Source organism: Prosthecobacter sp. (genome assembly GCF_049294395.1).
GTDB lineage: Bacteria > Verrucomicrobiota > Verrucomicrobiia > Verrucomicrobiales > Verrucomicrobiaceae > Prosthecobacter.
The window spans coordinates 52,844-77,644 of the sequence record NZ_JBAQCR010000052.1; the positions used below are offsets into that span (position 1 = coordinate 52,844).

The following is a 24,801-nucleotide window of genomic DNA, read 5'->3' on the forward strand; positions in this document are numbered from 1 at the left end:
TTATGGCGTGATCAAAACCTTCAGCACACTCTCCGCGCGACTGCCAAAGACTTCGTAACCCTGCTTGATATCGGCCAGTGAGAAGCGGTGCGTGACGAGCATGGTGGGGTCAAACCGACCGGACTGCACCACATTGATCAGCCGACGCATGCGCTCCTTCCCACCCGGACAGAGCGTGGTGACGATGCGGTGATCGCCAAGCCCGGCGGCAAAGGCTTCGTAGGGTATCTGAAGTTTGCCCGAATACACACCAAGACTGGAGAGCGTGCCGCCAGGTCGCAGACAGCGCAGACAGGCTTCAAACGTCTCCTGCGTGCCGAGCGCCTCGATGGCCACGTCCACGCCGCCGCCGGTCAGCTTCTGTACTTCTTCCACCACATTGCATTCGCGAAAGTTCAGGGTCACATCCGCTCCCATTTTGCGCGACATTTTGAGCCGGTTCTCGTCGCCATCCACAGCGATGATCATGGTCGCTCCCATGAGTTTGGCACCCACCGTGGCGCACAGACCGATGGGCCCCTGCGCAAACACCACCACGGCATCGCCGATCTGGATATTGCCGCTTTCCGCCCCGCCAAAGCCGGTTGAGGCGATGTCTGCCAGCAGCACCACCTGCTCGTCCGTCACCTCGTCGGGGATCTTCGCCAAATTGGCTTGGGCGTATGGCACCAGCAGGTACTCCGCCTGCGCGCCGTTGATCGTATTTCCAAAACGCCAGCCCCCCATCGCCTGGCAGCCGTGACCATGGCCGCACTGGGAGGGTTTGCCGGAAAGGCACGCGCGGCACTGCCCGCAGGGGGTAATGGCACCCACCAGCACTCGGTCGCCGATATTGTAGCCCGTGACGCCCGCGCCGAGCTCCTCGATCACTCCGACCGGCTCATGGCCGATGATCAGTCCGGGCTTCACTGGGTACTCGCCGCGCACAATGTGCAGGTCGGTACCGCAGATGGTTGTCGCTGTAATGCGCAGCAGCGCTTCGCCCGGTCCCACCGTGGGTTTGGGCACGGATTCAACACGGATGTCATTGATGCCGTGAAACACATTGGCCAGCATGGTTTTCATGATGGGGCCATCATCGCGGTAAAATTCCTTCCCTGCTCCGCAGCCTTTGGCCAATGCTGTGCCGGATTGGTTGTGCGACCGTCGCTAGTCGCGCCAAGCTTTCGTGACGTGCAAGGTTATCTCAGTGAGGGGGGCAAAGATTTCCCAGCTCCAGAAAGTGATCTTCACCTCCTTTGGAATCCCATAGAAATTGCACCGGTGGAGGATTTCGGATTTAATGAAAGGCCATGCACCCGCCTCCATTGCTTGCCCTCATTTTTGGGATCGTACTTGGCTTTTCTGGCCTGTCTCACGCCGACGCACCAGCAACGGAATTCTTCGCCATCGAAACTTCCAAACTCACAAAGCTCGCTCCGACTGATGCGGACCTCGACTCTCTCTCCCGCAATCAGCTTGATGAAGTCAGCCTGGCGCATGGCTGGTACAATGGCGGGCTAGCCATGAGGTTCGACACGGCGACTTTTCGTATGGATGCCCGCTTCAGTGACAGTGCTCACACTCCGACGGGAGATCCGGCGTCCATCGGCTACAACATCTGCGCCAGCAACAATCAAAAGACTTGGAGCCTCCTGGCCGTGCAGGGTTCCGCTACCAGGCTGGGAAAGCAGTTCGTCACCGAGAACTGGCGGACGCAGCCTGTGACGGTCGTCCTGCGCTTTTTGAATCTCAAGAGGTGAGCAGAGCCAGGCTGCAGTTCTCGCCCAATACAACTCCAGACCAATCCCCTCCCCGCCATGACTCAATTGCACTCCTCCTTCCAGACGGTGATGCAGCGGCGGATCGTTCCGGCCTTCATGATCGCCCTCAATGCCGGCGTCTTTCTCAGCCTGCTCATACCTCGCCCGGCACCGCTCAAGGTGATTTGCATCGCGGCCCTCGTCCAGCTGATCGTCTGCATGGTATACTACCTCATCTACCAGAATATGGTATCTCCTGCTGCTGACTCGGTGATTTATGAAGATGGCACCCTGCGCGTCCGGCGCCACGGGCGGGAGGTTTCCATCCCCGTCGCCTCCATCACCGGCATCCGGGGCAGACTCGGCCTGAACCCCGAGACAATCACCCTCGACCTCTCCGAGCAGACAGCCATCGGCTCTTCGGTGACCTTCATTCCACCTGCACGGTTTCCGAGCATCAAGGAACATCCCATGATGGCGACCTTGCGGGAATTGATGGTGCAGCCTTCGCTGGCAGAATGAGCGAGCTCAAATGATCTTTAGGCTTGCTCCCGAACAAACGAATCTGGTAATGGTCTCCTTGGCTTGGTGATTTCGCAAACCTCCTCGTAGAAACCCACATATGAGCTCCCTTGAATACGGTCATCTTTTGACTGCCGCGTGCTTTCTTTTTGGAGGCGCTTGTTACGCTTTCAGCCAGCGGTTGTTCGGTCACGCTTCTCGCTGGCCCATGTTCCCGTGGGGCGGGTACCCCATGTCGTCGTTTTCCCGTTGGCTGCTGTTCAGTCTGAGTACCACGCTGGCGTTGAAGGAGATCGCCCGCGGCCTCTTCCACCTGCGACCTTCGCTCCCCGTGGTCGTCATGCTCCTTTTCTTCGCGATAGCACTCTTCGCTGCCTTCCTGCATGACCGCCGGCGTGCCCGCGCCAAGGGCTGATCTTCGATTTGTTTGCCCGCCACGGACTTCCGTTTCACCTCCCCGCCTGCACCACCAGCCCCCTCACCTCCAGGGTCTCCCCTGGCCGGAGCTTGAAACAGAAGTAGCCTTTCATACCAGCGGAGGCTTTGCTGTTCTGCACTTGGGCGGGGGCTTCTTCGATGCGTGCGACGTACTGCCCCTGCTTGCGGCCGAGGAGGACGGTGTGCCATTGGTTGTCCTGCGGCGGGTTCAGGCAGGTGAGGCGCTGGTTGCCACCATCGGCGGACTGGAGGTCGAAGGATTCGAGCTGGCCGCAGTAGTCGGCGGAGACGATGAAGTCGCCGTCCAGCAGGGTGCCGCGATAGACGAGGATGGCACGGGGCCAGTTGCTGTTGGTGGTGTTGCTGGCGCTGAGCACGCCGTCCTGGATCTGCACGGTCATCTTGTCCAGCGGGTGCTCCACCCAGCGGTTGTCGGCTTTGGACCAGCACCAGACACGCCAGTCGGCGGCCTGCATGGGGATCTTGCGGGCTGTCACGGTTGATGAGGCTGCCGCAGGCGTGGACGGCGGCGGCGTTGGCGCTGCGGCCACCGGAGCACTACCGGCACTGGTGGCCAGCACGCGGATCTTGAGATTGCGATACGCCACCTCTGCGCCGTGATCCTGCAAAGCGATGGAGGTGGCGCGCTTCACACCCACACCGGGGTAATACTTGTACTTGCTGCTGGCGATGATGCGCTGCAGCTCGGGGCTGCCCAGCTCGCACTCGGCCACCTTGCGGCCATTGAGCCAGTGCTCCACGTGATTGCCATCCACCACGATGCGGCCCTGATTGAACTCGCCCACGGGGCGCAGCGTTTTGCCGGTAGGCGTTACCAGCGAGTAGATGGAGGCGGCGAGCCGGTTGGCTGCGTTGTTTGCGTGCGGGGCGTCATCCAGCACCTGGTATTCAAAGCCCACCGGGCTGTCGCCGGTGTCGCCTGGATAAAAGTTGGCCGTGCGCTTCTCGCCTTCGGTGAAGAGGTATTCCACGCCGCTGTTGCCCACGGGGCCCACGCGCCATTCGAACTCAAACTCAAAGTTCGTGAACATCGCATTCGTCACGAGATCACCGCCCGTGCCATTCGGGCGGCCATTGCCCGCAGGCAGGACAAGGCAGCCGTCTTTGATCTTCCACGACCCGGCTGTGACGGAATTCTTCCCATACGTGTGCCATCCCGTCGTGCTGCGGCCATCAAACAGCAGCTTCCAACCTGCCGCCTGCTCCTGCGGCGTGAGGGTGTTGGGCGCGGCGGCCAGTGCTGCCACGGATGGAATGGAAAGGGCGGCGGCCATCGCAGCCAGCCGGGGAAAGAGGGAGGGAGGTCGGTGCATGGCCAGCGGTGTGGGCCGAATCAAAGCGGAATGCGAGGTGGAAGGCAAGCCCGGAGCCTGGGGAGCATCTCATTACAAAACCGAGGAAAGAATATCGCAGTACGATGTATGGGTTGCATCATCGCGACACAAAGGTTCATTGCCGTTTATGAAGCGTCCCAACCCCGCCTCCATTGTCCTTGGTCTTAGCATGCTGCTGTCCTCCTCCTGCGTCTCCGTGCCTGATGCAAACGGCACCTACAACGGCAAGCCCGTGCTCACTCGCGCCAGTCACCCTGCAGGTGGCTCGATGCGTGAGGTGAAGGGCACCTACCTTGGCCGCCGCTACTTCACGCCGCCCGGTTCCAAGAGCGGTCTGCAGTGGATCGATGTGTATGGCCAGTAATGCGGGCGTGACCATCTCCAGTACTGCGGCGTGGCGAAGCAAGAACGAGTGTTTGCCGCTCCGTCGCAGCCAGCCATGGCCCTTGCCGGTGCTCCTTTTGAGCGATCACGAGATCATGCCTCGTCTGGCGACGAATGTTCCCTGCCCGCATTTCGGGCAACTCTTTCCTTCGAGTTGCCAAGACTGCCACAGTTCAGGCTTCTCGCAGCTGGGGCAGTTCATCGAGTCACGCCTGGGGTCACGTCGTGCTTGATGAGCGCAATGCATGCAAAGGTATTCGGCTTCATTGCCACCACGTGATCTGCAGAAATCCAAGTATTCTGTTTCGCTGATGGAATGTGACATCGACTCTGCCATTAGGAAGATGTGGTGATCTAGGCCCAGATTTACCAAGTCTGATGAGTCTGCATCGGCTTCTGCCAGGGCTAACATATCTTCGACCTTCTTGATCAGTCTTGGGTCCATCGTTTGCCGCGCCATGAAGAGGCGCTCTTCCTTCTCATTTCCCGGGTGATAAAAGAAGTGCCGCTTGCCCTCATTGTCCGTCAGGTACGGGTTGCCCTCGTCCCAGGCTGACAGGGTGAAGTCACAGTGGCTACAGGTGAAGATTTTGGAACAGGCCATGGTGAAAAGATTTTGCAGCAGGATGTCTCATTGGGTCCATCATCCTTCACTCCAGCGGATGTCCCGCCGCACACCCACGTTGTGAAAATGATCATCGGCGTCCTGGATGAAGCCCTCTTTGTCGATGCGCAGGCCTTCGGCTTTGAGAAGGCGGCGTTGTTTGCGTGCCGATTCGGGAGGCATGTTCGGGCTGATGCGCGCATTGGCTGCCACCACGCGGTGCCAGGGCAGCGCGGCGGATTCTTCCGGCGTGAGATGGCTGAGCACCGTGGCCACATGTCGGGCGATCACATTCATGTGAATGGCGATGCTCCCATAGGTGGTGAACTGGCCAGCAGGGATCAGGGCGACCAAACGAATCACCTCCGCACGGATGCGGGCGAAGGCGACGGATTTTCCACGAGCGGCCATGAATGAGGAGGATGCGCAGCGTGCGCGTTTTGTCGAGGTGGTGCATGCGGAGCCACACCAGCTGCTTCCATAAATGGCTGGGAAATGTCATGGCGACGAAGTGGGTGTGGCGCATGATCGCATTCGTCATGCTAAGTCCCCTTGCCCACCACAAACGTCTGGAACGCGTCGAACTGGAACCCGGTCTGAACGCATTCCGCTGTCCAGAAACTGGCGGACACTGGATCCCGGCGGAGAACTACTGGCGCTGGCGCAGCAAGCTGCCTGCGACAGAGGTGGCCGAGGAAAGTGCGGCGGCTGAGGCCGTGCCGGTGAGCGAATTTGATGGTGCGGTCAAACTGTGTCCCGAGTCGGGTACGGTGATGACACGCTATCGCGTGGGCCATGGGCAGTCGTTTCGCGTGGAGCGCTCCCATACGGGCGGCATCTGGCTGGACGGTGGCGAGTGGGAGGCGCTGTGTGGCGGCCACTTGCAGAATTCGATCCATTTAATCTTCACCGCACCCTGGCAGAAGGCCGTGCGCCAGCAGGAGCTGGATGCGGTGCACTTGGCACAGCTGCGGGAGCGGCTGGGCGTGGAACTGCTGGAGAAGCTTCAGGTGCTGCGCAGGGAACTCGAAGAGCATCCACAGCGCTCCGCCGCCCTGGCATTCCTGAATGCGCAGGCTTGATCGGCGGGTGCAGGTGTGATGATCGAGCGCCGAGGTGCATGCAGGAACTGCGCTGCCGCCGGGGATTGAATAAGCCGAATGGCAGGCCGTTTAATAGGGTGGAACAACCCTCCCTCATTGTATGAAAACACTCTTCAGTCTCCTTGCTGCGGTCAGTGTGTTGAGCATCGCCATGCCTGCCCATGCGGCCCCGCCTCCGTTTGTCAATCAGCGCCACATCGTGAGCTACCTGACCAATGGCATGCCGGTGTACGCCGTCTACCAGATCGTGGGATATGACGCCATGGGCTACCCCATTTACCAATGGGTGACGCAGCCCCCCGCTCCGGTGTATGTACGGCCTTACTACGGTCACAGCTACGGCTACCGCAGCTACAACTATCGTCCCAACTATTATGTGCATCCCCATTTTGGCGGGCATGTCCATGGACCGGTGTTGCATGGCGGTGGGCACATGAGCCACGGTGGTGGCGGGCATGCGGGCCATGGTGGTGGTCATCACCACTGAGTAGAGGCTCGCATTAAAGACGAGGCATAATCTCAGCGATGTGGCGCAGCCTTCAGCAGACCGAGCGTGCGCAGCGAGGCGAAGAGCTGCCTCCCAAAGGCCTGCAGCAGATCGGCGTCCACCTGCTCGCGTGCAGCAGGCGCACCCTGTTTCGCCGGAGAAACAGGAAGGGACTGCTCCAGCGTCGGGACATGAATGAAGAGCACAAGGCGCAGCGCCTCAGGATGCTGCTGCTGGGCGTAGAGGAGTGAATAAAGCATTTCCTCGCACAGGTAACGTCCGGCGCTCTGAGACACGTGGGTGGGAAACCCCGCCTGGGTCAATGCGGCGGCAAGGTCCTTCACCTGCGCCTGCTGTTTCAGCACAGGGGCTGAATTGCTGACGATGTCCGGTGTGGCAGGTTTGGCCTTCTGGTTGTCCGGATAACTTCCACGCTGATTGTGTGCGAGGATTTCGATCTGAAACTCCGGGGTGCCTTCACCAAAAGCGATCCACACCTGCGGCAGCGGTTGGGTGTTGTTGATGGCGGTCAGCGGGGCACCCCAGACGACGGGTATCTGCAAGGCGCGGACTTCGCGAGGGAAGGCCTTGGCGATTTCTCGAGCCAGAATCCAGGAGGCATTGCGGTCACGGCCCCCAAAGGGCTCAAAGCCACTGACGACGATGGCAGGCTGCTGCGTATCGGCCGCGGTCTGCGCACGCAGAACAAAGCCTGTCAAACTGAAGGCTGCGAACCAGACAAGCGTGCGAGCGGCGGTCATTGCACCTGCATGCCGCTGATTTGAAACATGCCGCTGTCACTCGTCTTATCCTGCAAATACCAGGTGCCTGAGAGCAGGGCAGAGCCCGGCGGGAGCGAGCCCTGATAGAGCACCGGCGGCTCCTTGGAGTGGCGGTAGGTTTTGCGGAATTTCAGATGGATATAGCCGCTCTCACTCACGCAGGTGCCGCTGACGTTGGACCAGACATAGCCATCCTTCAGAACGCCAGAGCCGGTGTAGGCTTCCTTGATCACTCCGGTGATATTGCTGGAGCCGCGCGCCTGCTTTATAGAGATCTCAAAGGAGACCGTCTGCCCGGCCAGCTTGTGATAGGCACCGCCGTAGGTGTAGGAGCCTTGGTAGATGCCCTGGACATTGGGCGTGGCGGCACCGGACAGCCCGCCATTGCCCGCAGGCACTTCGCAGGATGCCAGCAGCACCAGCGCCGCAGCTTGCAGCATCCAGGCTTGCAAGCGTTGAAAGACAAACAAAGTGGCTGGGGTGCATGACTTCATATGGCACGCATTCTGCCCGCAGAGCAGCGGCGCTGTCAATCCGCATGAATCCTATCTTTGATCAGGCGCGAATGAGGTGACTTCAGGCCGCGTCCCCTACTTCACCGGACCAGCTTTGGGCGCTTCTTTGGCCTCGGCCTTTTGGAGGATAGCAGCCTCGTTGATGGCGGCCGTTTTTTTGTCGGCGGCGGCCCTGACTTCGATGGCTTTTTGCCGGGTTTCAGCATCCATGTCCGCCTGGGCGGGCGCGGCTTTTTTGTGGCAGGCCATCTGGCCGGAGCCAAGGAGAAGACTAAGCATCAACAGAGGGGTGTTCATGGGCGAGCTTCCACGCGTATGGCATGGATCACAAGCCCGGTTCCCCTCTAGATCTCATGCGAGTGCGCGGCGTTGTTTCAGAGCCACGCAGGATGACGCGCATAAAAGCCGTCGTAGGAACGGCTGGTGGCACGCCAGCGGGGCCCCTCCCCGGTCAGCGCGCCCGAGGTGTCAAAACGGAGGCCGCAGATCTGCAAGAAAACGTGGTGCTTGGGTTTGACGAAAAGCGTGACGTAATTCCCAGGTCCGGCCCAGGCGTACCGGGCAAAGGCCACGGAATTGAGCGGTTTGTCCAGCAGCTTGGCACGGTAGAGCACGTGAGAGACGGAGCCTGAGCAGTCGAAGCCGTTATCAAACAGAACTTTGTGACCCCCGCCCCACTTGTAGGGCTTCCCCACCAGTTCATTCCCGGCGGCCACCAGCTGATGAACCACCGCAGGGTGGGTTTCATGCGCGAAGGCATAAACGCCATTGAAATACAATGGCACGATTGCAGGAGGGGCCATGTAGTAGCCCATACCTCCTCCAATCGTGCCCAAGGCACCCCACATACCCAGTTTCATCCAGTGCCTGCGCCCGAACAGCTGCCGCACACATTCGGCTTCGGGCGTGTCACTCAGAGATTCTGGTATGGGGGTGTCATCCTCTTGTTTGTCCACGCAAACACAGTAATTCAAATGTCTGAGTTGCGCGCCTAAGTAGATATTCAGATCCGTCTCAGGTCTATCTTAGCTTCTTAAGATGAATAGCGGGATCTTATACCGGGTAGCGATTTAATGAGAGCCAGGACCCAAGATAGCTGGGCGGTCGCGTCTTCATGCCATAAAAAACCGCTGCCCCGTGAAGGGCAGCGGTTGGGAAGGATGCTCATGGGCGCTGGGCCCAGGCGGTGGCTTTTAGACCTTGGCCTTCTTCTCTTCTTTCTTCTTCGCAGCGGGCTTCGGCCGTTCTGGCGGAGACAGCGGCTCCTCGGCAGGGGCTGGAGGCATTGGGATGAGCGGAAAGGGATTGGCCTGCGGCTCCATGGCGTACTCGCGGTCTTTGAGGATGCCAGGCTGTGGCACAGGGTACTTGCCGTTTGCATCAGCGATGAGCGGTGCAGGACCATCAAGGGTGAGCTTGTCGACGCCTGGGGCGAACTCGAACGCGCTGTTGATGTAGTCATCGTAGCGAACGACCTGGCCGGTGTGCGCCGCGGCACGGCCCATGGCGGTGGTGACGCTGGACTTGATGCCGCGCTCCACTTCATTGTAAGGCTTGTCGGCAACGATGGCGTCGATGAGGTCCTGCCACTCGAGGTCATACGGATTCGGCTCCGGCTGCTTGCCGCGCCAGATGATGTTGGAACGCTGCATCTTCTGGCTGTTGAAGGTCATCGCCTTGGAGGGGAAGTGACCGGCGGTGGAGACGATCGCACTGCCCTTCGTGCCATGCACCTGGGTGGCAAACTGGTTGTGCGTGCCGATGGCGGTGCGGCCTTCGAGGAAGAGCTTCGCGCCGTCTTTGAAGGTGTACTCGCAGCTGTAGTGGTCGAAGTTCTGATCAATGTAGTCACCGCGGTCGCTGCGGCCGCCGCTGGCCTGCACTTCGACCGGCCAGTCGTTCTTCATCCAGCAGGCTTCGTCGATGTTGTGGATGTTGAAGTCGCTGAAGCCGCCGCCGCTCGCCCACAGGAAGCTGTGGAAGCGCTGGATCTGCCACTGCAGTTCGCTCGGGTCCACTTTCGGATCACGTGGGAGGGTGAAGGCAGAACCCACGGGGCCCTGCATGCGGTAGGCGCGCATGAGGAGGAGATCGCCGATCTCGCCGTCCTGAATGCGGTTGAAGAGTTCGCCACGGACGCGGCAGTGGCGGCACATGAGGCCCACGCCGACTTTGAGATTCTTCTTCTTGGCTTCTTCATTCAGGGCCAGCAGACGGCGGGCGGTGGGGCCGTCGGTGCAGATCGGCTTTTCCATGAAGATGTTCACGCCCTTTTCGATGGCGTATTTGAAGTGCACCCAGCGGAAGGCCACCGGCGTGGTGAAGATGGCCACGTCACCTTTGCGCAGGGAGTCGATGGCGTTTTTGTAGGCGTCGAAGCCGATGAACTTCGCGTCTTCAGACACGGACATGCGGTCAGGGTGCTTGGTGCTCAGTGCTTCAAAGCTGCCCTTGAGACGCTTTTCAGAAACGTCTGCCATCGCCACGAGGCGGGTCACGCGCTTCTGGATGCCCATGGCATTGCTGGCAGCACCGGTGCCACGGCCACCGCAACCGATCAAAGCCGTGCGGATTTCATCACTGCCAGCGGCATGAACATTGGGAAGGGTGATGCCGGAGAGCACGGACAGACCGGCGGCAGTCTTCGTGGTGGTTTTGAGAAATTCGCGCCGGGATGAAGCGGCAGGGTCGGTGATAATGGTATTCATGAGGAGCACTTTTGTACGTTGCCTCATGGGCCGAGTTTGCCAAAGAATCTTCGCTGATATTCTGCGGAGGCAAAAATCAGCTGATCATTCCGCCGCGGGCGGAGATTTCTGAAAACGCGCGCGTCAGGGCGTTGTTCAGTTCATGCAGCGTCGCTTGCTCGAGCTGGGGGTCGAGCGTGGCCGTCAAAGTCGGTGGCAGGATGATCGCCTGATGCACGGTTGAAACCGTCTTCACGGGCGCCTGAGGGGGTGGCACAGCCGGAGCTGGCGCAGGTGCTGGTACTGCTGCGGGAGCCGATGTGACCATTGAGGGAGTCGGTTCCGCAGAGGGCAGCGTCACGGGACGCGGTGCCTCTAACAAAGTTGCCACCGAATGGGTGCACTTCGATTCCTCCGCATGCGTGGCGGCACAGAGCTGCCTCAAGCTGGCGAGCTGCGCATCGAGCCGATGGTTAAACCACTCCCGGGTGCGTTGAATGTCCTGCACCAGCGCGGCCAGCTCATTGGCGAAAAGGTCCCCTGAGCGAACAGGCAGGCCGGGCGGCAGAGTGGTGTTGGATGATTGGAAGCTCATGCAAAGTCAAACATATTAAAATTTCCATAAATAATCAAGCCTTCTTCACTCTCAATCCTATAGAATTTCAAAATATTGCCTTTTTCGGTCTCTAAATTTTTAAGTTTGGAAGTACTGTAAATGGATCTTTAGGGAAGCGCACATGGAATTCTTCTCTTCTTCCAAAAAGCCCATAACAGGCACAAATACCCAAAAGCAGAAGGGTGCGAAAGCAGCGCTGTTGGGCTCAGGGTTTCTTCTTCTTGTCCCGCCCTGCTCGCTTCTGAACCAGCGGCCAGTCGGGATCAGACGTGCGGGAAGTTTCCATCAGTGCGGCGGCTTTGGCCACGAGATCAGGCTTCTCCTTGGCGAGGTCATGCGCCTCTGCCGCATCGGCCTTGAGGTCGTACAGTTCAATGGGGCTCTCCGGGCCGTTGCGCACGGCTTTCCAGTCGCCAAAGCGCACCGCCTGTAGAGAGGCCCCTTCATGCAGCTCCCAGTAAAAGTGATCGCGCTGCGGTGCCGGGCCGCCTTTGATGAACGAGACCAATGAGTGGCCATCGGTCTTGCACTCGGCGGGAACCTTCGCGCCGGCGAGTTCGGCGGCGGTGGGCAGGAAATCCCAGAACGCCCAGGGTTCATCCGTCACGCGTCCGGCGGGAACCTTGCCGGGCCAGCGTGCCAGTGCGGCTTGTCGCAGCGCACCTTCATACAGGCCGCGCTTGTAGCCACGCAGGCCGTTGGAGGCCTGTTCAAAGAGCCTGCCCATTTCGGACGTGGGATCAAAGGACGAGCCGTTGTCACCAGCGGTCATGACGAGCGTGTTGTCATCAATGCCGCACTCTTTGAGCGTGTCGAGCAGGCGGCCCACATCGCTGTCCAGACGAGTGACCATGGCGGCGTAGTTCTTCTGCATCTCAGTCCATGGCTTGTCCTTATAGAGACCCTGGCTGTCGATCTCGAAGTTGCCATGTGGCAGCGTGATCGAGTAGTAGAGGAAAAAGGGGCCGGACTTATGCTCGCGCACCCAGCGCACGACTTCATCAGAGATCAGCTGCTGCGCGTAGGTCTTGCCCACGCCTTTGCCGGTGTTGCCGGGCAAATCGAAGCGCTGGTCGTTGTTGTAGAGGTAGGTGGGGAAGTAGCTGTGCGCGTGGCGCTGGCAGTTGTAGCCGTAGAAGTGGTCAAAGCCTAGTTTGAGCGGACTGCCCGTGGTGTCGAACATGCCCATGCCCCACTTCCCCATGCAGGCGGTGGCATAGCCCGCATCATGCAAAATCTGCGCCACGGTGATCGTGCCCGCTGGCAGCGGCTTCTGCCCTTCCGCGCCGATCTCGCGATTCGCACGGATCGGGCAGTGCCCGGTGTGCAGGCCGGTCATCAGCGACGAGCGCGAAGGTGCGCACACACTCGTGCCGCTGTAGGCCTGCAGGTAGCGCGTGCCCTCCTTCGCCATGCGGTCGAGGTTCGGCGTCTGAATCAGCTTCTGCCCGTAGCAGCCCAGGTCTCCCTGTGCGAGGTCATCGCTGAGAATGAAAATGAGATTGGGCTGGCCTGCGGCGGCGGTGGAGAGTACGCAGGCGGCAAGGAGCAGGACGAAGGGTCGGATCATGGGACGATGGGAACGCTGCACTGGCGGCGTTCTTGACGTGAATCTGGATGGAGCGCACGCGTCCTCGCTTGCTGCATTCAGCGTCCCGCTGAATGCTGTCCATAAAGGGGGGTGTCACGTTGCACCCGTCTGCCAGCTTGAGTGTCCTCAAGGGACGGTTTTCCGCGAGGACGCGGAAAACAGCACGCGAGACGCGTGCGCTCCATTACCGCACCTGGCACACCGTTTTTGCCACGGCCTGCGCGTAGGTGTTGGCAATGGTGTTCATGTTCACCGCCAGGCTGTAGAGGCCGCCGATGGCGAAGGCTTTGTTGATGATGAACTCACCCACCTTCACCCGCTTGGGCATCTGATACACCGTCACCACCCCATCGAGATGCATCTGCCCCATGCCGGGCATCGCGGTGCGCACGAAGCCGCTGCCTTTGGTGTAACGGGTGATGTTGACCACGAGTTCATAACGGCCTGGTGTTCCCGAGCCGGGCTGTGCCAGCGTCTGCACCGCCTGGGTGATCCGGTCTCCGAGCATCTGGCGCTCCTCTTCAGACATGCGTGCGTCCGTGGTGCTCACCTGGGTGGTGACGCCGTCTCCCTGGCTGATGACCGCCGTGAGAGGACTGACGAAGACGGGACGCGGCGTGTGGGTGGCGCAGCTGGAAAGCACCAGGGCAACGGCGAGAAGGGAGAGATGGCGGAGGGCGTTGTGGATTTTCATCGTAAGAAGGAAGTGAGGTGGCGGACATCTACGAAATTATTGTTCCAAGACGAGTACAAAAAAAATAACGGCCCGGAATCACTTCCGGGCCGCGTGGGGGTTTTGGGTTTTGAAGCGCCGCGTGGGTTGGGTCACGCAGCGGTCAAAAATTACATCATGCCGCCGTGGTCGTGGGCATGGCCGGCGTCAGCGGCTTCTTCCTTCGGAATGTCGGAGATCAGACATTCGGTGGTGAGGAGGAGGCCGGAGATGGAGGCGGCGTTCTGGAGAGCGCTGCGGGTCACCTTGGCTGGGTCAACGACACCTGCCTTGATGAGGTCTTCATACTTGCCGGTGGCGACGTTGTAGCCGTGGTTGCCTTTGCCTTTCTTGACTTCAGCAACGACAAGCGCGCCTTCGATGCCTGCGTTGGCAGCAAGCTGACGAAGAGGAGCTTCGATCGCACGTGCGACGATTTCAGCACCGGTCTTCTCGTCGCCGGTAAGGCCGAGGTCACCGATGGAAGCCTGAGCACGGATGAGGGCGACGCCGCCCCCAGGAACGATGCCTTCTTCGACGGCTGCACGGGTGGCGTGCAGGGCGTCTTCGACGCGGGCTTTCTTTTCCTTCATCTCAGTTTCGGTGGCAGCACCGACGTTGATGACGGCGACGCCGCCGGCGAGCTTGGCAAGACGCTCCTGGAGCTTCTCACGGTCGTAGTCGCTGGTGGTTTCGGAGATCTGGTTCTTGATCTGGGAAACGCGGCCTGCAATGGCTTCGCTGCCGCCTTCGCCTTCGACGATGACGGTGTTTTCCTTGCCGATGGTGATGCGCTTGGCACGGCCAAGGTCAGCGAGCTCGATGTTCTCAAGCTTGATGCCAAGGTCTTCGGTGATGCAGCGGCCGCCGGTGAGGATGGCGATGTCTTCGAGCATGGCCTTGCGGCGGTCGCCGAAGCCAGGAGCCTTGACGGCCACGATGTTGAGGGTGCCGCGCAGCTTGTTCACCACGAGGGTGGCAAGGGCTTCACCTTCGACGTCTTCAGCGATGATGAGGAGGGGCTTGCCAGAGCGGGCGACCTTCTCAAGCAGAGGCAGCATGTCCTTCAGGTTGCTGACCTTCTTCTCGTTGATGAGGATGTAGGCGTTCTCAAGGTTGCACTCCATCGTCTCCGGATTGGTGACGAAGTAAGGGGAGAGGTAGCCCTTGTCGAACTGCATGCCTTCGACGACTTCGAGAGTCGTTTCGATGGACTTGGCTTCTTCGACGGTGATGGTGCCTTCCTTGCCCACTTTGTCCATGGCTTCGGCGATGATGTTGCCGATGCTGGAGTCCCAGTTGGCGGACACGGTTGCGACCTGGGCCACTTCCTTGCTGTCCTTGACGGGGGTGGAGATTTCCTTGAGCTTGGCCACGATGGCCTCGGTGGCCTTCATGATGCCGCGCTGAAGCGAGATCGGGTTGGCGCCGGCGGTCACGTTGCGGAGACCTTCTGCGTAGATGGCTTCAGCCAGGACCGTGGCGGTCGTGGTGCCGTCACCAGCGATGTCGGAGGTCTTGGAGGAGACTTCCTTGATGAGCTGAGCGCCCATGTTTTCATAAGCATCTGGAAGCTCGATTTCCTTGGCGACGGTGACGCCGTCCTTGGTGATCGTTGGGCTGCCGAATTTCTTTTCAAGGATGACGTTGCGACCAGCAGGGCCGAGAGTGGCCTTGACGGCGCGAGCCAGCTTGGTGACGCCGCGGAGGAGTGCCTGACGGGCGGCTTCGTCGAAGTAGAGTTGTTTAGCCATATCTGTTTAAGTAGTGTGAGTTGAGGTGGGTTTTGAGGGGGGATTAGCCGATGATGCCGAGGATGTCGGTTTCGTTGATGATGAGGACGTCATCGCCGTTGAGCTTCACTTCCGTGCCGCCGTACTTGGAGATGAGGACCTTGTCGCCCTTCTTCACGGTGAAGAGGGTGGCGACGTCTTTGCCTTCGTCGTCCTTGCCGGTGCCAAGGGCGAGCACTTCAGCTTCCTGTGGCTTTTCTTTGGCAGTGTCAGGGAGGAAGATGCCGCCAGCGGTCTTTTCTTCGCTGATGGAACGCTTGACGAGGACGCGGCGTCCGAGGGGTGTGATGGAGGTGGCCATAGTTGGTCTGGTTTGTGCTTTGAGGGTTTCTGGTTCTGGTTTGGTTCGGGTTGTCTGCCCGGCCTGCTGTCACACGGGTTGGTGTGCCGGCTGGCCGGGCGGAAATTCATTCGGGGTCGGTGGGCGGTGCCGCAGCGGCTGGCGCCGGAAGGGTGTTGGGGACGATGGCGACTCCGTTCGGAGCGCGCTCCAGGCCGCCATAGCTGAGGTCTGGGGCTGCCTCGCCGATTTCACTGACGAGGAAGTCCACGATGCGCTGCGGCTCTTCGGAGAGCACGGACTGCAGCATGCGTGAGGTGCGTGCCTGATCGTAGCCTTTCATGTCCAGGTCAAGCTTCGCGGCACCTTCGAGGCCTTTGATTTGTGCGGCGAGATCCACGGTGGAGTTCACGCGCTTCAGCAGGACGGGGTCAGCCGCGAGTTTTTTCATCGCCACGGCCAGCTTGTCCTTCACTTCCGGCGTGTTCAGCAGCTCGGTGGCGGTCTTGCCGGGGTACTGTGCGATGATACTGTCCGCTTCGCTCTTCAAAGCGTTGTCTGCGGGGGAGGCGCTCTTCTCAGGCGCAGGCGTCAGCGCGCTGGAGATTTCGGCTTCGATGCGTGAATCTGCTACTACAGCCTTCGGTGTCACAGGAGTTTCAGGCGTCTTGGCAGCCTCGGGCGATTTGCCGCAAGCAGTGAAAAACATGGCAAGGCCCAGCAGCGCACAGAGTCGCGAAGCGTCTTGGAGTGCGTGCGGGAAGCGAAGCGCCACGCCGCTTTTTGGCTTGCGCAGGCGTGGGAGATTCTCGGGCACGGTGAGACGCTCGAAAGCGGTGTCGCAGGCCACCGCACTCCAAGACGCTTCGCGTTTTGCGGCTGCGCATTGGCTGTCGGGGAATGATGCCATCACCGGAGGCTGTGAAGTTGAAGCATTCATGCGGCGCGTGGGGCGATGGCTGCGTTGGAGATTTCACACAGGGCTGTTTTCACAGCCTGGTCGAGAGTTTGGAAGGGCTCATAAGGAGAGCCCAGCATGCCGGTCATACCGTGCATGTTGGAGGTGTTTTCCAGGCGGCCCATGACGAACCACTGGTCACCGCCCTGGTTTTCGATCAGCGACTTCAGATACTCGATCTCCAGCTTCTTGTTCGTGATCTGGTCGTTCGTGTCGGCGCTTTGATTCGTGAACTGCACCAGCGGCTGGCGGCAGAGCAGGATGCCGTAGGCTCGGTTCTGGGCCAGCGAGCAGGTCACGGAATACTTCGCCTGAGAATCCACCAGCGTGTGGGAGGGGTCCGTGCAGCTGATCATCAGCTCCGTTTCGGAGAGCCGGGCGGTGGCGCCCATGGGATCGCGTGTGATGCGGAAGCCCTCGGCCTCGGTCAGCCCGGTGAAACACTCCACGATCTTGTTGAGAAAAGTGCGGCGCATCTTCAGCAGGAGCTCATCATGCCTCGCGAGGAGGCCCTTGGCCTCTCCGTCGAGTGCAGACAGTTCCTTGAGCGCTACCAAACTCATCGTGACACTGGGGTTGAGATGGAAAACGCCGACGTTGCCATAGCCACGGCGCGACCGGAATGGCGACTATTCGTCGCCATTCCAAAAGCTGCCTGTGCTGTCGTCGTTCCTGACATTCTCGTGATCAATTACTTGTCCTTGTCCACGACTTCGAAGTCGGCATCGACGACCTTGCCTTTGTCCTGCGACTTCGTTTCCGAAGCAGCGGCTTCCGGGCCTGCGCCGCTCATGTCGGGCATGCCACCGGGGGCTCCGGTTGCGCCTGCGGCGGCAGCGGCTTGATAGGCGGCGGCGAAGAGTTTTTCGAGTTCTTCGGTCTGGGCCTTCATCTTGTCGGTGTCACCGGATTCGACGGCGGACTTCAGGGAAGCGAGCTTGTCCTTGATCGGGGTGAGCTGGTCGGCGGGGACTTTGCTTTCCCACTCCTTGAGCTGCTTTTCGATCTCGAAGCTGAGGCCTTCCGCCTTGTTCTTCACTTCGACGGCTTCCTTGCGCTTCATGTCCTCGTCGGCGTGCTCTTCGGCATCGCGCTTGGCTTTTTCGATCTCTTCCTGGCTGAGGCCGGAGCTGCCCTGGATGGAGATCTTCTGCTCTTTGCCGCTGACTTTTTCCTTGGCGCTGACGTGCAGGATGCCGTTGGCGTCGATGTCAAAGGTCACTTCGACCTGTGGCACACCGCGTGGGGCTGGTGGGATGCCGTCGAGCTTGAAGGTGCCGAGCGTCTTGTTGTCGCGGGACATCGGGCGCTCGCCCTGCAGGACGACGATTTCCACGCCGGGCTGGTTGTCGCTGTAGGTGGAGAAGATCTGGCTGTGCTTCTTCGGAATGGTGGTGTTGCGCGGGATCATCGGGGTGGCCACGCCGCCTGCCGTCTCGATGGAGAGGGTGAGCGGGGTCACATCGAGGAGGAGCACGTCTTTGACGTCACCTTTGAGCACGCCGCCCTGGATGGCTGCGCCGATGGCGACGACTTCATCCGGGTTCACGCCCTGATGGGGGTCTTTGCCGGCGAGTTTCTTTGCGGTCTCAACGACCTTGGGCATGCGGGTCATACCACCCACGAGCACGAGTTCGTCGATCTTGCTGGCGTCCAGTTTGGCGGCGGCAAGGCAGTCACGCACGGGCTTGATGGTGCGCTCGAACAGGTTGTCCGTGAGCTGCTCCATCTTGGCGCGGGTGAGGGTCTTCATGATGTGCTTCGGCCCGGAGGCGTCGGCGGTGATGAAGGGGAGATTCAGGTCGTAGCTCTGGCTGGAGCTGAGGGCGATCTTGGCCTTCTCAGCTTCTTCCTTGATGCGCTGAAGCGCGTCAGGCTGGCCGCTGAGGTCGATGCCGCTGTCGGTTTTGAATTCGTTGACGATCCAGGTGATGAGGGTGTTGTCCCAGTCGTCACCACCGAGGTGGGTGTCGCCGTCCGTGGCGAGCACTTCGAAGACGCCGTCGCCGATTTCCAGCACGGAGATGTCGAAGGTACCACCGCCAAGGTCATACACGGCGACTTTTTCGTCCGACTTGCTGTCGAGGCCGTAGGCCAGGGCGGCTGCGGTCGGCTCATTGATGATGCGGCGCACGTTGAGGCCGGCGATTTCGCCTGCGGCCTTGGTGGCGTTGCGCTGGCTGTCGTTGAAGTAAGCAGGGACGGTGATGACGGCTTCCGTGATCGTTTCGCCGAGCTTGGCTTCTGCGTCGGCCTTCAGCTTCGCAAGGATCATCGCGCTGACTTCCTGGGGGCTGTAAACTTTCGTTTCGCCGCCGACTTCGACCTGCACGTGGGCGTCGCCATTGGCGGCAGCCACGATCTTGTAAGGCATGCGCTTGTCAGCTTCGGTGAGTTCCGCGAACTTGCGGCCCATGAGGCGCTTCACGGAGAAGACGGTGTTGCGGGGATTCGTCACGGCCTGGCGCTTGGCAGCCTGACCGACGACGCGTTCGCCGCTCTTGGTAAAGGCGACGATGGAAGGCGTCGTGCGTGCGCCTTCGCTGTTTTCGAGCACCGTTGCTTTGCCGCCTTCAAGGACGGCCATGCAGGAGTTGGTGGTGCCGAGGTCAATGCCGAGGATTTTGCTCATGATTTTGGGGTTGGGGGGAAAGTGATACTGAGGGTTTTGGTGCTTCTTACTTGGCTAGATGCGTGCCAAGTGGTGTTTTGGAAACACAATGAACTGATTTTGAATGATATAAGTGGGAAATGGCACAATCCTCAATGAGTCAATAATTGTGCCAAAGTGCCAAAATGTGGCACACTTGCGCTGGCACTTGGCACAATTGGGCGAGATCCCGTCGCTTCAGGTTCTGTTTTCTGCGTGTCCCTGAAATCGGACCCCAGGCTTGATGCTTTCAGCGTGAGTCATTCTCGGAATGACGGCTTTGCAGCTTGTGAAAAGTTTCACAATCTGATTGCCGCCCCTGCGCAGGGGGCGTAATTCTCAAGGTCCCAAAATCCCTCTGACTCCCATGGTCGCTCCCGCTGATTCCACCGTTACTGCTTACGACTCGAAGGTCGAAGGCAATATCATCTTCACCAAGATGGACGCCGCCATCAACTGGATGCGCAAGAACTCCATGTGGCCGATGCCGATGGGCCTCGCCTGCTGCGCCATCGAAATGATGGCCGCCGCCTGCAGCCGCTACGACTTGAGCCGCTTCGGTGCGGAAGTGATGCGTTTCTCCCCCCGTCAGGCGGATGTGATGATCGTGGCCGGCACCGTGACTTACAAGATGGCCCTCGCCGTGAAACGGGTGTGGGACCAGATGCCGGAGCCGAAGTGGTGCATCGCCATGGGTGCCTGCGCCTCCAGCGGCGGCATGTACCGCAGCTACGCAGTGCTTCAGGGCATCGATCAGCTCATCCCGGTGGACGTTTACATCTCCGGCTGCCCTCCACGCCCGGAAGCCTTGCTTGAAGGCATGATGCGTCTGCAGCGCAAGATCGAAACCGAGCACTCCTTCACCGAGCAGAAGAAGGAACTCCTCGCCGAACTCACCGCTTAATTTTTCACGACCATGAATGCCGCCCAAATGGTTGAAGCCTTGAAGCAGAAGTTCGGTGATGCCGTGCTGGAAACGAAGGAGTTTCGTGGCGAACACACGCTCGTCGTCAAGCTCACCAACGCCAAGCCGCTGCTCGCGTACTGCCGCGATGAACTGAATTTCGACTGCCTCGTCGATATTTGCAGCCTCGATTACATGGGCAAGGAGCCGCGCTTTGAGATGGTGTATGAGCTCTATGGCTACGGCCACTTGCAGCACCTGCGTGTGCGCGCCGCTGTGGCCGAGGACGTGGAAGTCCCCACCGTCAGCGACATCTGGCCCACCGCCAACTGGCATGAGCGCGAGGTGTATGACATGATGGGCATCAAGTTCAGCGGCCATCCCGACATGCGCCGCATCCTCATGTGGGAAGGCTACCCGTTCTTCCCGCTGCGCAAAGACTTCCCGCTCGAAGGCAAGCCCAGCGACATGCCCGACGTCGGCTTCACCAAGACCGCACCGATGGCGGACGGTCCCTTCGTCACTTGTGCAGGCACCGGCGATACGGTGACGCGTGAGCCGCGCTCCCGCAGGCCCACGGAGTAACGCGGCAGTGCTGTGCACGCAGATGCTGTGCGGGCTGCGTTGTACCGAAAGAGCCCCACGGCGTCACTCGTTCCATTTCCTTCCCATGACACGCACTCATCTCACCACTGTACTTGGTCTGGCACTGGCCACGACCGCTTTCTCCGCTGAATCCACCGACTGGGGCGCCTTCCGGGGTCCTTCCGGCAATGGCGTCGTCCCCGCCCTGGCCAATGCCAAATGGAGCCTCAAGGAAGTCTGGAAATCACCCACCAATCTCGGCTTCAGCTCCTTTGCTGAATCAGATGGCAAGGTGTACACGCTCGTCACGGGTGAAACCGACGGCAACAGCGGTGAAACAATCGTCTGCCTCGATGAAAAGACCGGCAAGCAGCTGTGGAGCAAGCCGCTCAGCATCGTTCCCAAATACACCGGCGGCGGTGACTCCGGCACGCCTGACAACAAAGGCGGCGACGGCTCCCGCTCCACTCCGGTGGTCAATGCCGGCAAAGTGTACGCCATCGACTCCATGCTCGGTGTCTTCTGCTTCGACGCCGCCACGGGCAAGGAAGTCTGGAAGCACGACGTGATGAAGGACAACGCCGGCGTACAGATCAAATGGGAGAACGCCGCTTCTCCCGTGATCGATGGTGATGTGCTCCTCCTCGCCGGCGGTGGTGCAGGCCAGGCGCTCATCGGCCTGAACAAGAACACCGGCAAAGTTGTGTGGAAGGGTGAAGACGACAAGATGACCCACGCCACTCCCGTGCTCGCAGACATCCTTGGCGTGCATCAGGCCATCTTTTTCACGCAGACCGGCCTCGTCGCCGTTGACCCCCAAAAAGGCAGCGTGATCTGGCGCGCCCCCTTCCCTTACAAAGTGAGCACCGCCGCCTCCCCGGTGGTGTTTGAAGACATCGTGTACTGCTCCGCCGGTTATGGCGTGGGTGCCGGTGCGTTCAAGATCAGCAAGAGCGGCGGCAAACTGGAAGCGACCCAGATCTGGCGTCGTGAAAACCAGTGCTTCAACCACTGGAGCACCCCCGTCGTCAAAGACGGCTACCTCTACGGCATGTTCAGCTTCAAGGAATACGGCGCCGGCCCCCTGGCCTGCGTGGACATCCGCACGGGCGAAGACAAATGGGCGGAAAAAGGCTTCGGCCCCGGTCAGGTCATCCTCGCAGGAGACAAGATCATCGCCACCAGCGACAAGGGTGAAATCGTTGTTGTCGAAGCCAGCCCGGACAAATACAAGGAAGTGGCGCGCAAAGATGTGCTTGATGGCAAGGTCTGGAGCTACCCGATCCTCGCCAATGGCAAAATCTTCGCCCGCAGCACGACCGAAGGCGTGTGCCTGGATGTGAACTGATCTGGCCCCTGCAACCAGTCTTAAAATTCGAAGCCCGGAGCTCAAAACTCCGGGCTTCTTTTTGTCCGGAGTCCGTGCACCCTTGACGCATCGGCGGCTCTAACCGACTCTCAGGGCTCTCTTGACGGCATGAAGTGGCAGCAACGTGTGATCCAAGCCTGGCAAAAGGCGCGTGAACTCCCCTATTTGGGACGGGGGTCGTTTGCCGTGGCCATCACCCTGCTGATCATCTCCATGCTGATGGGCTGGCACCGCACGCACCCAGATGATGCGGTGGATGCCGCGCTGCAGCAGGCGCAGGTGGCGCAGATGGATGTGCCGCAGGGCATTTTGATCCTCTCAAGAGTGCTGCCCTATCTCAATCTGTGGGTCAGGCTGGGCATCCCGGTGCTGTTGATCGTGATCTGGCGCCGCTGGGGCGATCTGCGCCGCCTGATGCTGCCGGTCAGCATCGCCTCCGTCTCCATGGCCGTGTGGTCCATCGCGAGTGATCTGGTCGATTACATCGCGCATTCGCACATGACGGAAATGGGCGAACCGCCGGAGCCGGTGGCCTTTGCCTTCAAGCTGGTGTTCATCGCGCTGGTGTTTCTGTCGGTTCCCTTTGCCCTGCACTACTACCGGCGCATCGGCATTCTGGAGCGCTACACGTTGCGCACCTTCCTGCATCCGCTGGTGTTCTGCTTTGTGTCCTTCTTCACCCTGTGGATCATCATGGATCTGCTGGACAATCTGAAGGAATTTCAGGAATCCAAAATCGGCGTGGTACGGGTGATCACCTTTTATCTGGGGATGATCCCCTTTGTGTACACGCAGATCCTGCCGGTGGCGCTGCTGCTGGCGGTGCTCTATTCCCTCACCCGCATGTCGAAGGCCAACGAGCTCATCTCCATGCTGGGCACCGGCCAGAGCCTGACCCGGGTGCTGCGCCCGATTTTTGTCACCAGTGTTTACGCCTGCCTTCTGAACATGGCGGCCAGCTACTACTGGGCGCCGCGTGCCGAGGGCAATCGTGAGGCCGTTTTTAGCGGCATGAAAGTGCATGCGGCGGATTCCATCATGGCGTTTGGCATCATGTTTTATAATGAGCAGAGCCACCGCACCTGGTATGTGGCCACCTTCCCCTTTTCCCTGCGCAGCGGGCACGAGCGCATGCACGGGGTGCAAATCCGTGAGGAAGACAATCTGGGGCGGCCCGCGCACACGATCATCGCGCCATCGGTGGGCTGGTCGCCACGCACCGGCTGGCGCTTTTATGACGGCAAGGAGCTGATCTATCAAAACGGTCACCTCGCATCCATCCGGCCCTTTCCTGTGGGAGCAGACGGTCAAAGCGTCCTGGAAGTGAAGGAAATCGAGGAGACCCCCTGGAGCCTCGTGAGCTATGCGCTGCGGCCTGATTTCATGAGCGTGCCGGAGCTTGTCTCCTACCTGAGCGCTCATTCGAAGGCGGCGGACGACAAGCTCGCGCCCTTTCGCACGCACTTCTGGCAGCGCTTCGCCATGCCCTGGCAGGCCATGGCCTTGGTGCTCGTGGCCGCGCCGCTGGGGGTGGCCTACTCACGCCGGGGCTCGGTGGGTGGCATTGCAGGCAGCGTGTTCATTTTCTTCATCTACATGTTCATGAACAATCTCTGCCTCAATCTGGGCAAAGGCGGGCACCTGCCGCCCTGGCTCACCGTGTGGATTCCGCACCTGTTGTTTGGCACCCTTGGCCTTGTCCTGTTCCATTACCGCTCGCAGAACCGCGACCTGCCAAGCTTCAAACTGCGTCTCTCCAAGCTCAAGCCCCAGATCGCCCGCCCGCGCAATCGCAGCGGTGGTACGGCGTTGCCCAACGCCCCTGCCGCTTGATATTTTGAACCAGAAACTTAAAAATCGCTGATGCAGCAAAATTGGTCCATTCGCAGCCGCGCACACACCTGCGCCGTCACTGGCCGTCAGTTTGAGGACGGCGAGAGCTTCCACACGACCATCTACTTTGATCCGGAGGAAAACGGCTACGTCAGGCGAGACGTCTGCGCCGAGGCGTGGGCGCAGGAGGTGGAGCAGCGCAAGCCCGTGGCCGCCTGGAAGACGATCTATTCCAGAGTCCTCGCCGAGGCGAAGCCCGAGATCACCCCCAAGGAAGGTGCACAGGCCCTGCTGCAGCGCTTCATCGAAGAAGGAGATCCGCGCACCGAAAACGCGCGCTACATCCTAGCCCTCATGCTGGAGCGGAAACGCCAGCTCCACCAGACCGCCGAGAAGGAAGTGGATGGAGCCAAGATGCTCTTCTACGAAAACAAAAAGACCGGTGAAATCTTCATCGTGCGCGATCCCGAACTGCGCCTCGACGAAATGGCCGACATGCAGGACGAAGTGGCCACCCTCCTGGCCTTCGGTGGCCCTGCGGCAGATGCAGCGAAAGCCGTGGGCGTGACGTTCACCGTGGATGGTGTGGTTCCCAAGCCGGATGCCGAGGCACCGAAGGATTCTGAAGGCGCTGCTGCTGCTGCTCCCGCAGAAGCTGCTGACACCGAAGCCAAGGCCGAGACAGCGCCCGAAGCCGAACCAGCGGACGCAGAAAACGAGGCGGAAGCCCAAGCCGAATCCAAGGCTGAGGCCGAGCCCGACGTCGTGGTGGAATCGGAGATTGAGATTGAAATCGAGATGGAGTCCGAGCCTGAGCCGGATGGAGAGTCCGAGGCAGATTCAGAGTCCGCTGCTGAGCCCGAAGGCGAAGCTGAGGAGGAATGAGCGGGG

At 60.1% G+C, this 24,801-nt stretch carries 28 protein-coding genes; 11 read left to right on the top strand and 17 right to left on the bottom strand.

The annotated features are described in order from the left end of the window. The gene (locus WAW39_RS03495; RefSeq protein WP_422315818.1) at nt 1-1,065 is read right to left on the bottom strand and encodes a zinc-binding dehydrogenase; all 1,065 of its coding nucleotides are present in this window, start codon (nt 1,063-1,065) and stop codon (nt 1-3) included. Between the two features lie 227 nt (nt 1,066-1,292). Between WAW39_RS03495 and WAW39_RS03500 the strand changes: the two genes are divergently transcribed. From WAW39_RS03500 to WAW39_RS03510, 3 genes are all read left to right on the top strand, one after another. Beyond that, nucleotides 1,293-1,742 carry a hypothetical protein gene (locus WAW39_RS03500; RefSeq protein ID WP_422315820.1) on the top strand — a complete coding sequence of 150 codons (450 nt, stop codon included), beginning with the start codon at nt 1,293-1,295 and terminating at the stop codon, nt 1,740-1,742. A 57-nt stretch (nt 1,743-1,799) separates the two neighbouring features. Further along, nucleotides 1,800-2,264: a hypothetical protein gene (locus tag WAW39_RS03505; protein WP_422315822.1), complete on the top strand. Its 465-nt coding sequence runs from the start codon at nt 1,800-1,802 to the stop codon at nt 2,262-2,264. Between the two features lie 232 nt (nt 2,265-2,496). Continuing rightward, entirely contained in the window at nt 2,497-2,679 is a 183-nt protein-coding gene (locus WAW39_RS03510; RefSeq protein WP_422315824.1) for a hypothetical protein, read from the top strand. Between the two features lie 34 nt (nt 2,680-2,713). Here the strand turns inward: WAW39_RS03510 and WAW39_RS03515 are convergent, their stop codons facing one another. Further along, complete coding sequence (locus tag WAW39_RS03515; protein WP_422315826.1) at nt 2,714-4,036, bottom strand: 3-keto-disaccharide hydrolase; 1,323 nt, start codon at nt 4,034-4,036, stop codon at nt 2,714-2,716. Between the two features lie 148 nt (nt 4,037-4,184). On the opposite strand from WAW39_RS03515, the gene WAW39_RS03520 reads away from it, so the two are divergent. Next, nucleotides 4,185-4,421: a hypothetical protein gene (locus WAW39_RS03520; RefSeq protein WP_422315828.1), complete on the top strand. Its 237-nt coding sequence runs from the start codon at nt 4,185-4,187 to the stop codon at nt 4,419-4,421. 105 nt (nt 4,422-4,526) lie between these two features. Here WAW39_RS03520 and WAW39_RS03525 read toward each other — a convergent pair whose 3' ends face one another. Together WAW39_RS03525 and WAW39_RS03530 are read right to left on the bottom strand one after the other, a co-directional pair. Next, a complete protein-coding gene (locus tag WAW39_RS03525) occupies nt 4,527-5,045 on the bottom strand; it encodes a hypothetical protein (RefSeq protein ID WP_422315830.1) in 519 nt (172 codons plus the stop codon). Nucleotides 5,046-5,084: 39 nt separating this feature from the next. Next, nucleotides 5,085-5,456 (bottom strand): MGMT family protein, encoded by a 372-nt coding sequence (locus WAW39_RS03530; protein ID WP_422315832.1) that lies wholly within the window; start codon nt 5,454-5,456, stop codon nt 5,085-5,087. Between the two features lie 89 nt (nt 5,457-5,545). Between WAW39_RS03530 and WAW39_RS03535 the strand changes: the two genes are divergently transcribed. Together WAW39_RS03535 and WAW39_RS03540 are read left to right on the top strand one after the other, a co-directional pair. Then, nucleotides 5,546-6,127 carry a hypothetical protein gene (locus WAW39_RS03535; protein ID WP_422315834.1) on the top strand — a complete coding sequence of 194 codons (582 nt, stop codon included), beginning with the start codon at nt 5,546-5,548 and terminating at the stop codon, nt 6,125-6,127. Between the two features lie 121 nt (nt 6,128-6,248). Next, nucleotides 6,249-6,635 carry a hypothetical protein gene (locus WAW39_RS03540; protein ID WP_422315836.1) on the top strand — a complete coding sequence of 129 codons (387 nt, stop codon included), beginning with the start codon at nt 6,249-6,251 and terminating at the stop codon, nt 6,633-6,635. 32 nt (nt 6,636-6,667) lie between these two features. Here the strand turns inward: WAW39_RS03540 and WAW39_RS03545 are convergent, their stop codons facing one another. From WAW39_RS03545 to dnaK, 13 genes are all read right to left on the bottom strand, one after another. After that, the gene (locus WAW39_RS03545) at nt 6,668-7,396 is read right to left on the bottom strand and encodes a hypothetical protein (RefSeq protein ID WP_422315838.1); all 729 of its coding nucleotides are present in this window, start codon (nt 7,394-7,396) and stop codon (nt 6,668-6,670) included. Continuing rightward, entirely contained in the window at nt 7,393-7,911 is a 519-nt protein-coding gene (locus WAW39_RS03550; RefSeq protein WP_422315840.1) for a hypothetical protein, read from the bottom strand. The genes WAW39_RS03545 and WAW39_RS03550 overlap by 4 nt, the downstream gene beginning before the upstream one ends. A gap of 96 nt (nt 7,912-8,007) precedes the next feature. After that, entirely contained in the window at nt 8,008-8,229 is a 222-nt protein-coding gene (locus WAW39_RS03555) for a hypothetical protein (RefSeq protein ID WP_422315842.1), read from the bottom strand. A gap of 77 nt (nt 8,230-8,306) precedes the next feature. Further along, complete coding sequence (locus tag WAW39_RS03560; RefSeq protein ID WP_422315844.1) at nt 8,307-8,735, bottom strand: peptidoglycan endopeptidase; 429 nt, start codon at nt 8,733-8,735, stop codon at nt 8,307-8,309. Nucleotides 8,736-9,125: 390 nt separating this feature from the next. Further along, nucleotides 9,126-10,640, bottom strand: coding sequence for a Gfo/Idh/MocA family protein (locus WAW39_RS03565; RefSeq protein ID WP_422315846.1), 1,515 nt, complete (start codon nt 10,638-10,640; stop codon nt 9,126-9,128). A gap of 76 nt (nt 10,641-10,716) precedes the next feature. Next, complete coding sequence (locus WAW39_RS03570) at nt 10,717-11,214, bottom strand: hypothetical protein (RefSeq protein ID WP_422315848.1); 498 nt, start codon at nt 11,212-11,214, stop codon at nt 10,717-10,719. A gap of 226 nt (nt 11,215-11,440) precedes the next feature. Continuing rightward, nucleotides 11,441-12,805, bottom strand: a complete 1,365-nt coding sequence (locus WAW39_RS03575; RefSeq protein ID WP_422315850.1) for an arylsulfatase — start codon at nt 12,803-12,805, stop codon at nt 11,441-11,443. Nucleotides 12,806-13,010: 205 nt separating this feature from the next. Beyond that, nucleotides 13,011-13,520: a hypothetical protein gene (locus WAW39_RS03580; RefSeq protein ID WP_422315851.1), complete on the bottom strand. Its 510-nt coding sequence runs from the start codon at nt 13,518-13,520 to the stop codon at nt 13,011-13,013. A gap of 149 nt (nt 13,521-13,669) precedes the next feature. Beyond that, on the bottom strand, nt 13,670-15,292 hold the full coding sequence (groL, locus tag WAW39_RS03585) for a chaperonin GroEL (protein ID WP_422315853.1): 1,623 nt from the start codon (nt 15,290-15,292) through the stop codon (nt 13,670-13,672). Nucleotides 15,293-15,335: 43 nt separating this feature from the next. Next, the gene (locus tag WAW39_RS03590; RefSeq protein ID WP_422315855.1) at nt 15,336-15,632 is read right to left on the bottom strand and encodes a co-chaperone GroES; all 297 of its coding nucleotides are present in this window, start codon (nt 15,630-15,632) and stop codon (nt 15,336-15,338) included. A 106-nt stretch (nt 15,633-15,738) separates the two neighbouring features. Beyond that, nucleotides 15,739-16,551 carry a hypothetical protein gene (locus WAW39_RS03595; protein WP_422315857.1) on the bottom strand — a complete coding sequence of 271 codons (813 nt, stop codon included), beginning with the start codon at nt 16,549-16,551 and terminating at the stop codon, nt 15,739-15,741. Beyond that, on the bottom strand, nt 16,548-17,132 hold the full coding sequence (locus WAW39_RS03600) for a hypothetical protein (RefSeq protein WP_422315859.1): 585 nt from the start codon (nt 17,130-17,132) through the stop codon (nt 16,548-16,550). Before WAW39_RS03600 ends, WAW39_RS03595 begins: the two co-directional genes overlap by 4 nt. A 128-nt stretch (nt 17,133-17,260) precedes the next feature. Continuing rightward, complete coding sequence (gene dnaK / locus WAW39_RS03605) at nt 17,261-19,201, bottom strand: molecular chaperone DnaK (protein WP_422315861.1); 1,941 nt, start codon at nt 19,199-19,201, stop codon at nt 17,261-17,263. Nucleotides 19,202-19,586: 385 nt separating this feature from the next. On the opposite strand from dnaK, the gene nuoB reads away from it, so the two are divergent. The 5 genes from nuoB (at nt 19,587) to WAW39_RS03630 (ending at nt 24,795) form a co-directional block, all read left to right on the top strand. Continuing rightward, on the top strand, nt 19,587-20,123 hold the full coding sequence (gene nuoB, locus WAW39_RS03610) for an NADH-quinone oxidoreductase subunit NuoB (RefSeq protein WP_422315863.1): 537 nt from the start codon (nt 19,587-19,589) through the stop codon (nt 20,121-20,123). A gap of 12 nt (nt 20,124-20,135) precedes the next feature. Then, complete coding sequence (locus WAW39_RS03615; protein WP_422315865.1) at nt 20,136-20,708, top strand: NADH-quinone oxidoreductase subunit C; 573 nt, start codon at nt 20,136-20,138, stop codon at nt 20,706-20,708. 85 nt (nt 20,709-20,793) lie between these two features. Beyond that, nucleotides 20,794-22,056 carry a PQQ-binding-like beta-propeller repeat protein gene (locus WAW39_RS03620; protein ID WP_422315867.1) on the top strand — a complete coding sequence of 421 codons (1,263 nt, stop codon included), beginning with the start codon at nt 20,794-20,796 and terminating at the stop codon, nt 22,054-22,056. Between the two features lie 129 nt (nt 22,057-22,185). Next, complete coding sequence (locus WAW39_RS03625) at nt 22,186-23,910, top strand: LptF/LptG family permease (RefSeq protein ID WP_422315869.1); 1,725 nt, start codon at nt 22,186-22,188, stop codon at nt 23,908-23,910. Nucleotides 23,911-23,940: 30 nt separating this feature from the next. Continuing rightward, nucleotides 23,941-24,795 (top strand): hypothetical protein, encoded by an 855-nt coding sequence (locus WAW39_RS03630; RefSeq protein WP_422315871.1) that lies wholly within the window; start codon nt 23,941-23,943, stop codon nt 24,793-24,795. Nucleotides 24,796-24,801: the final 6 nt, after the last annotated feature.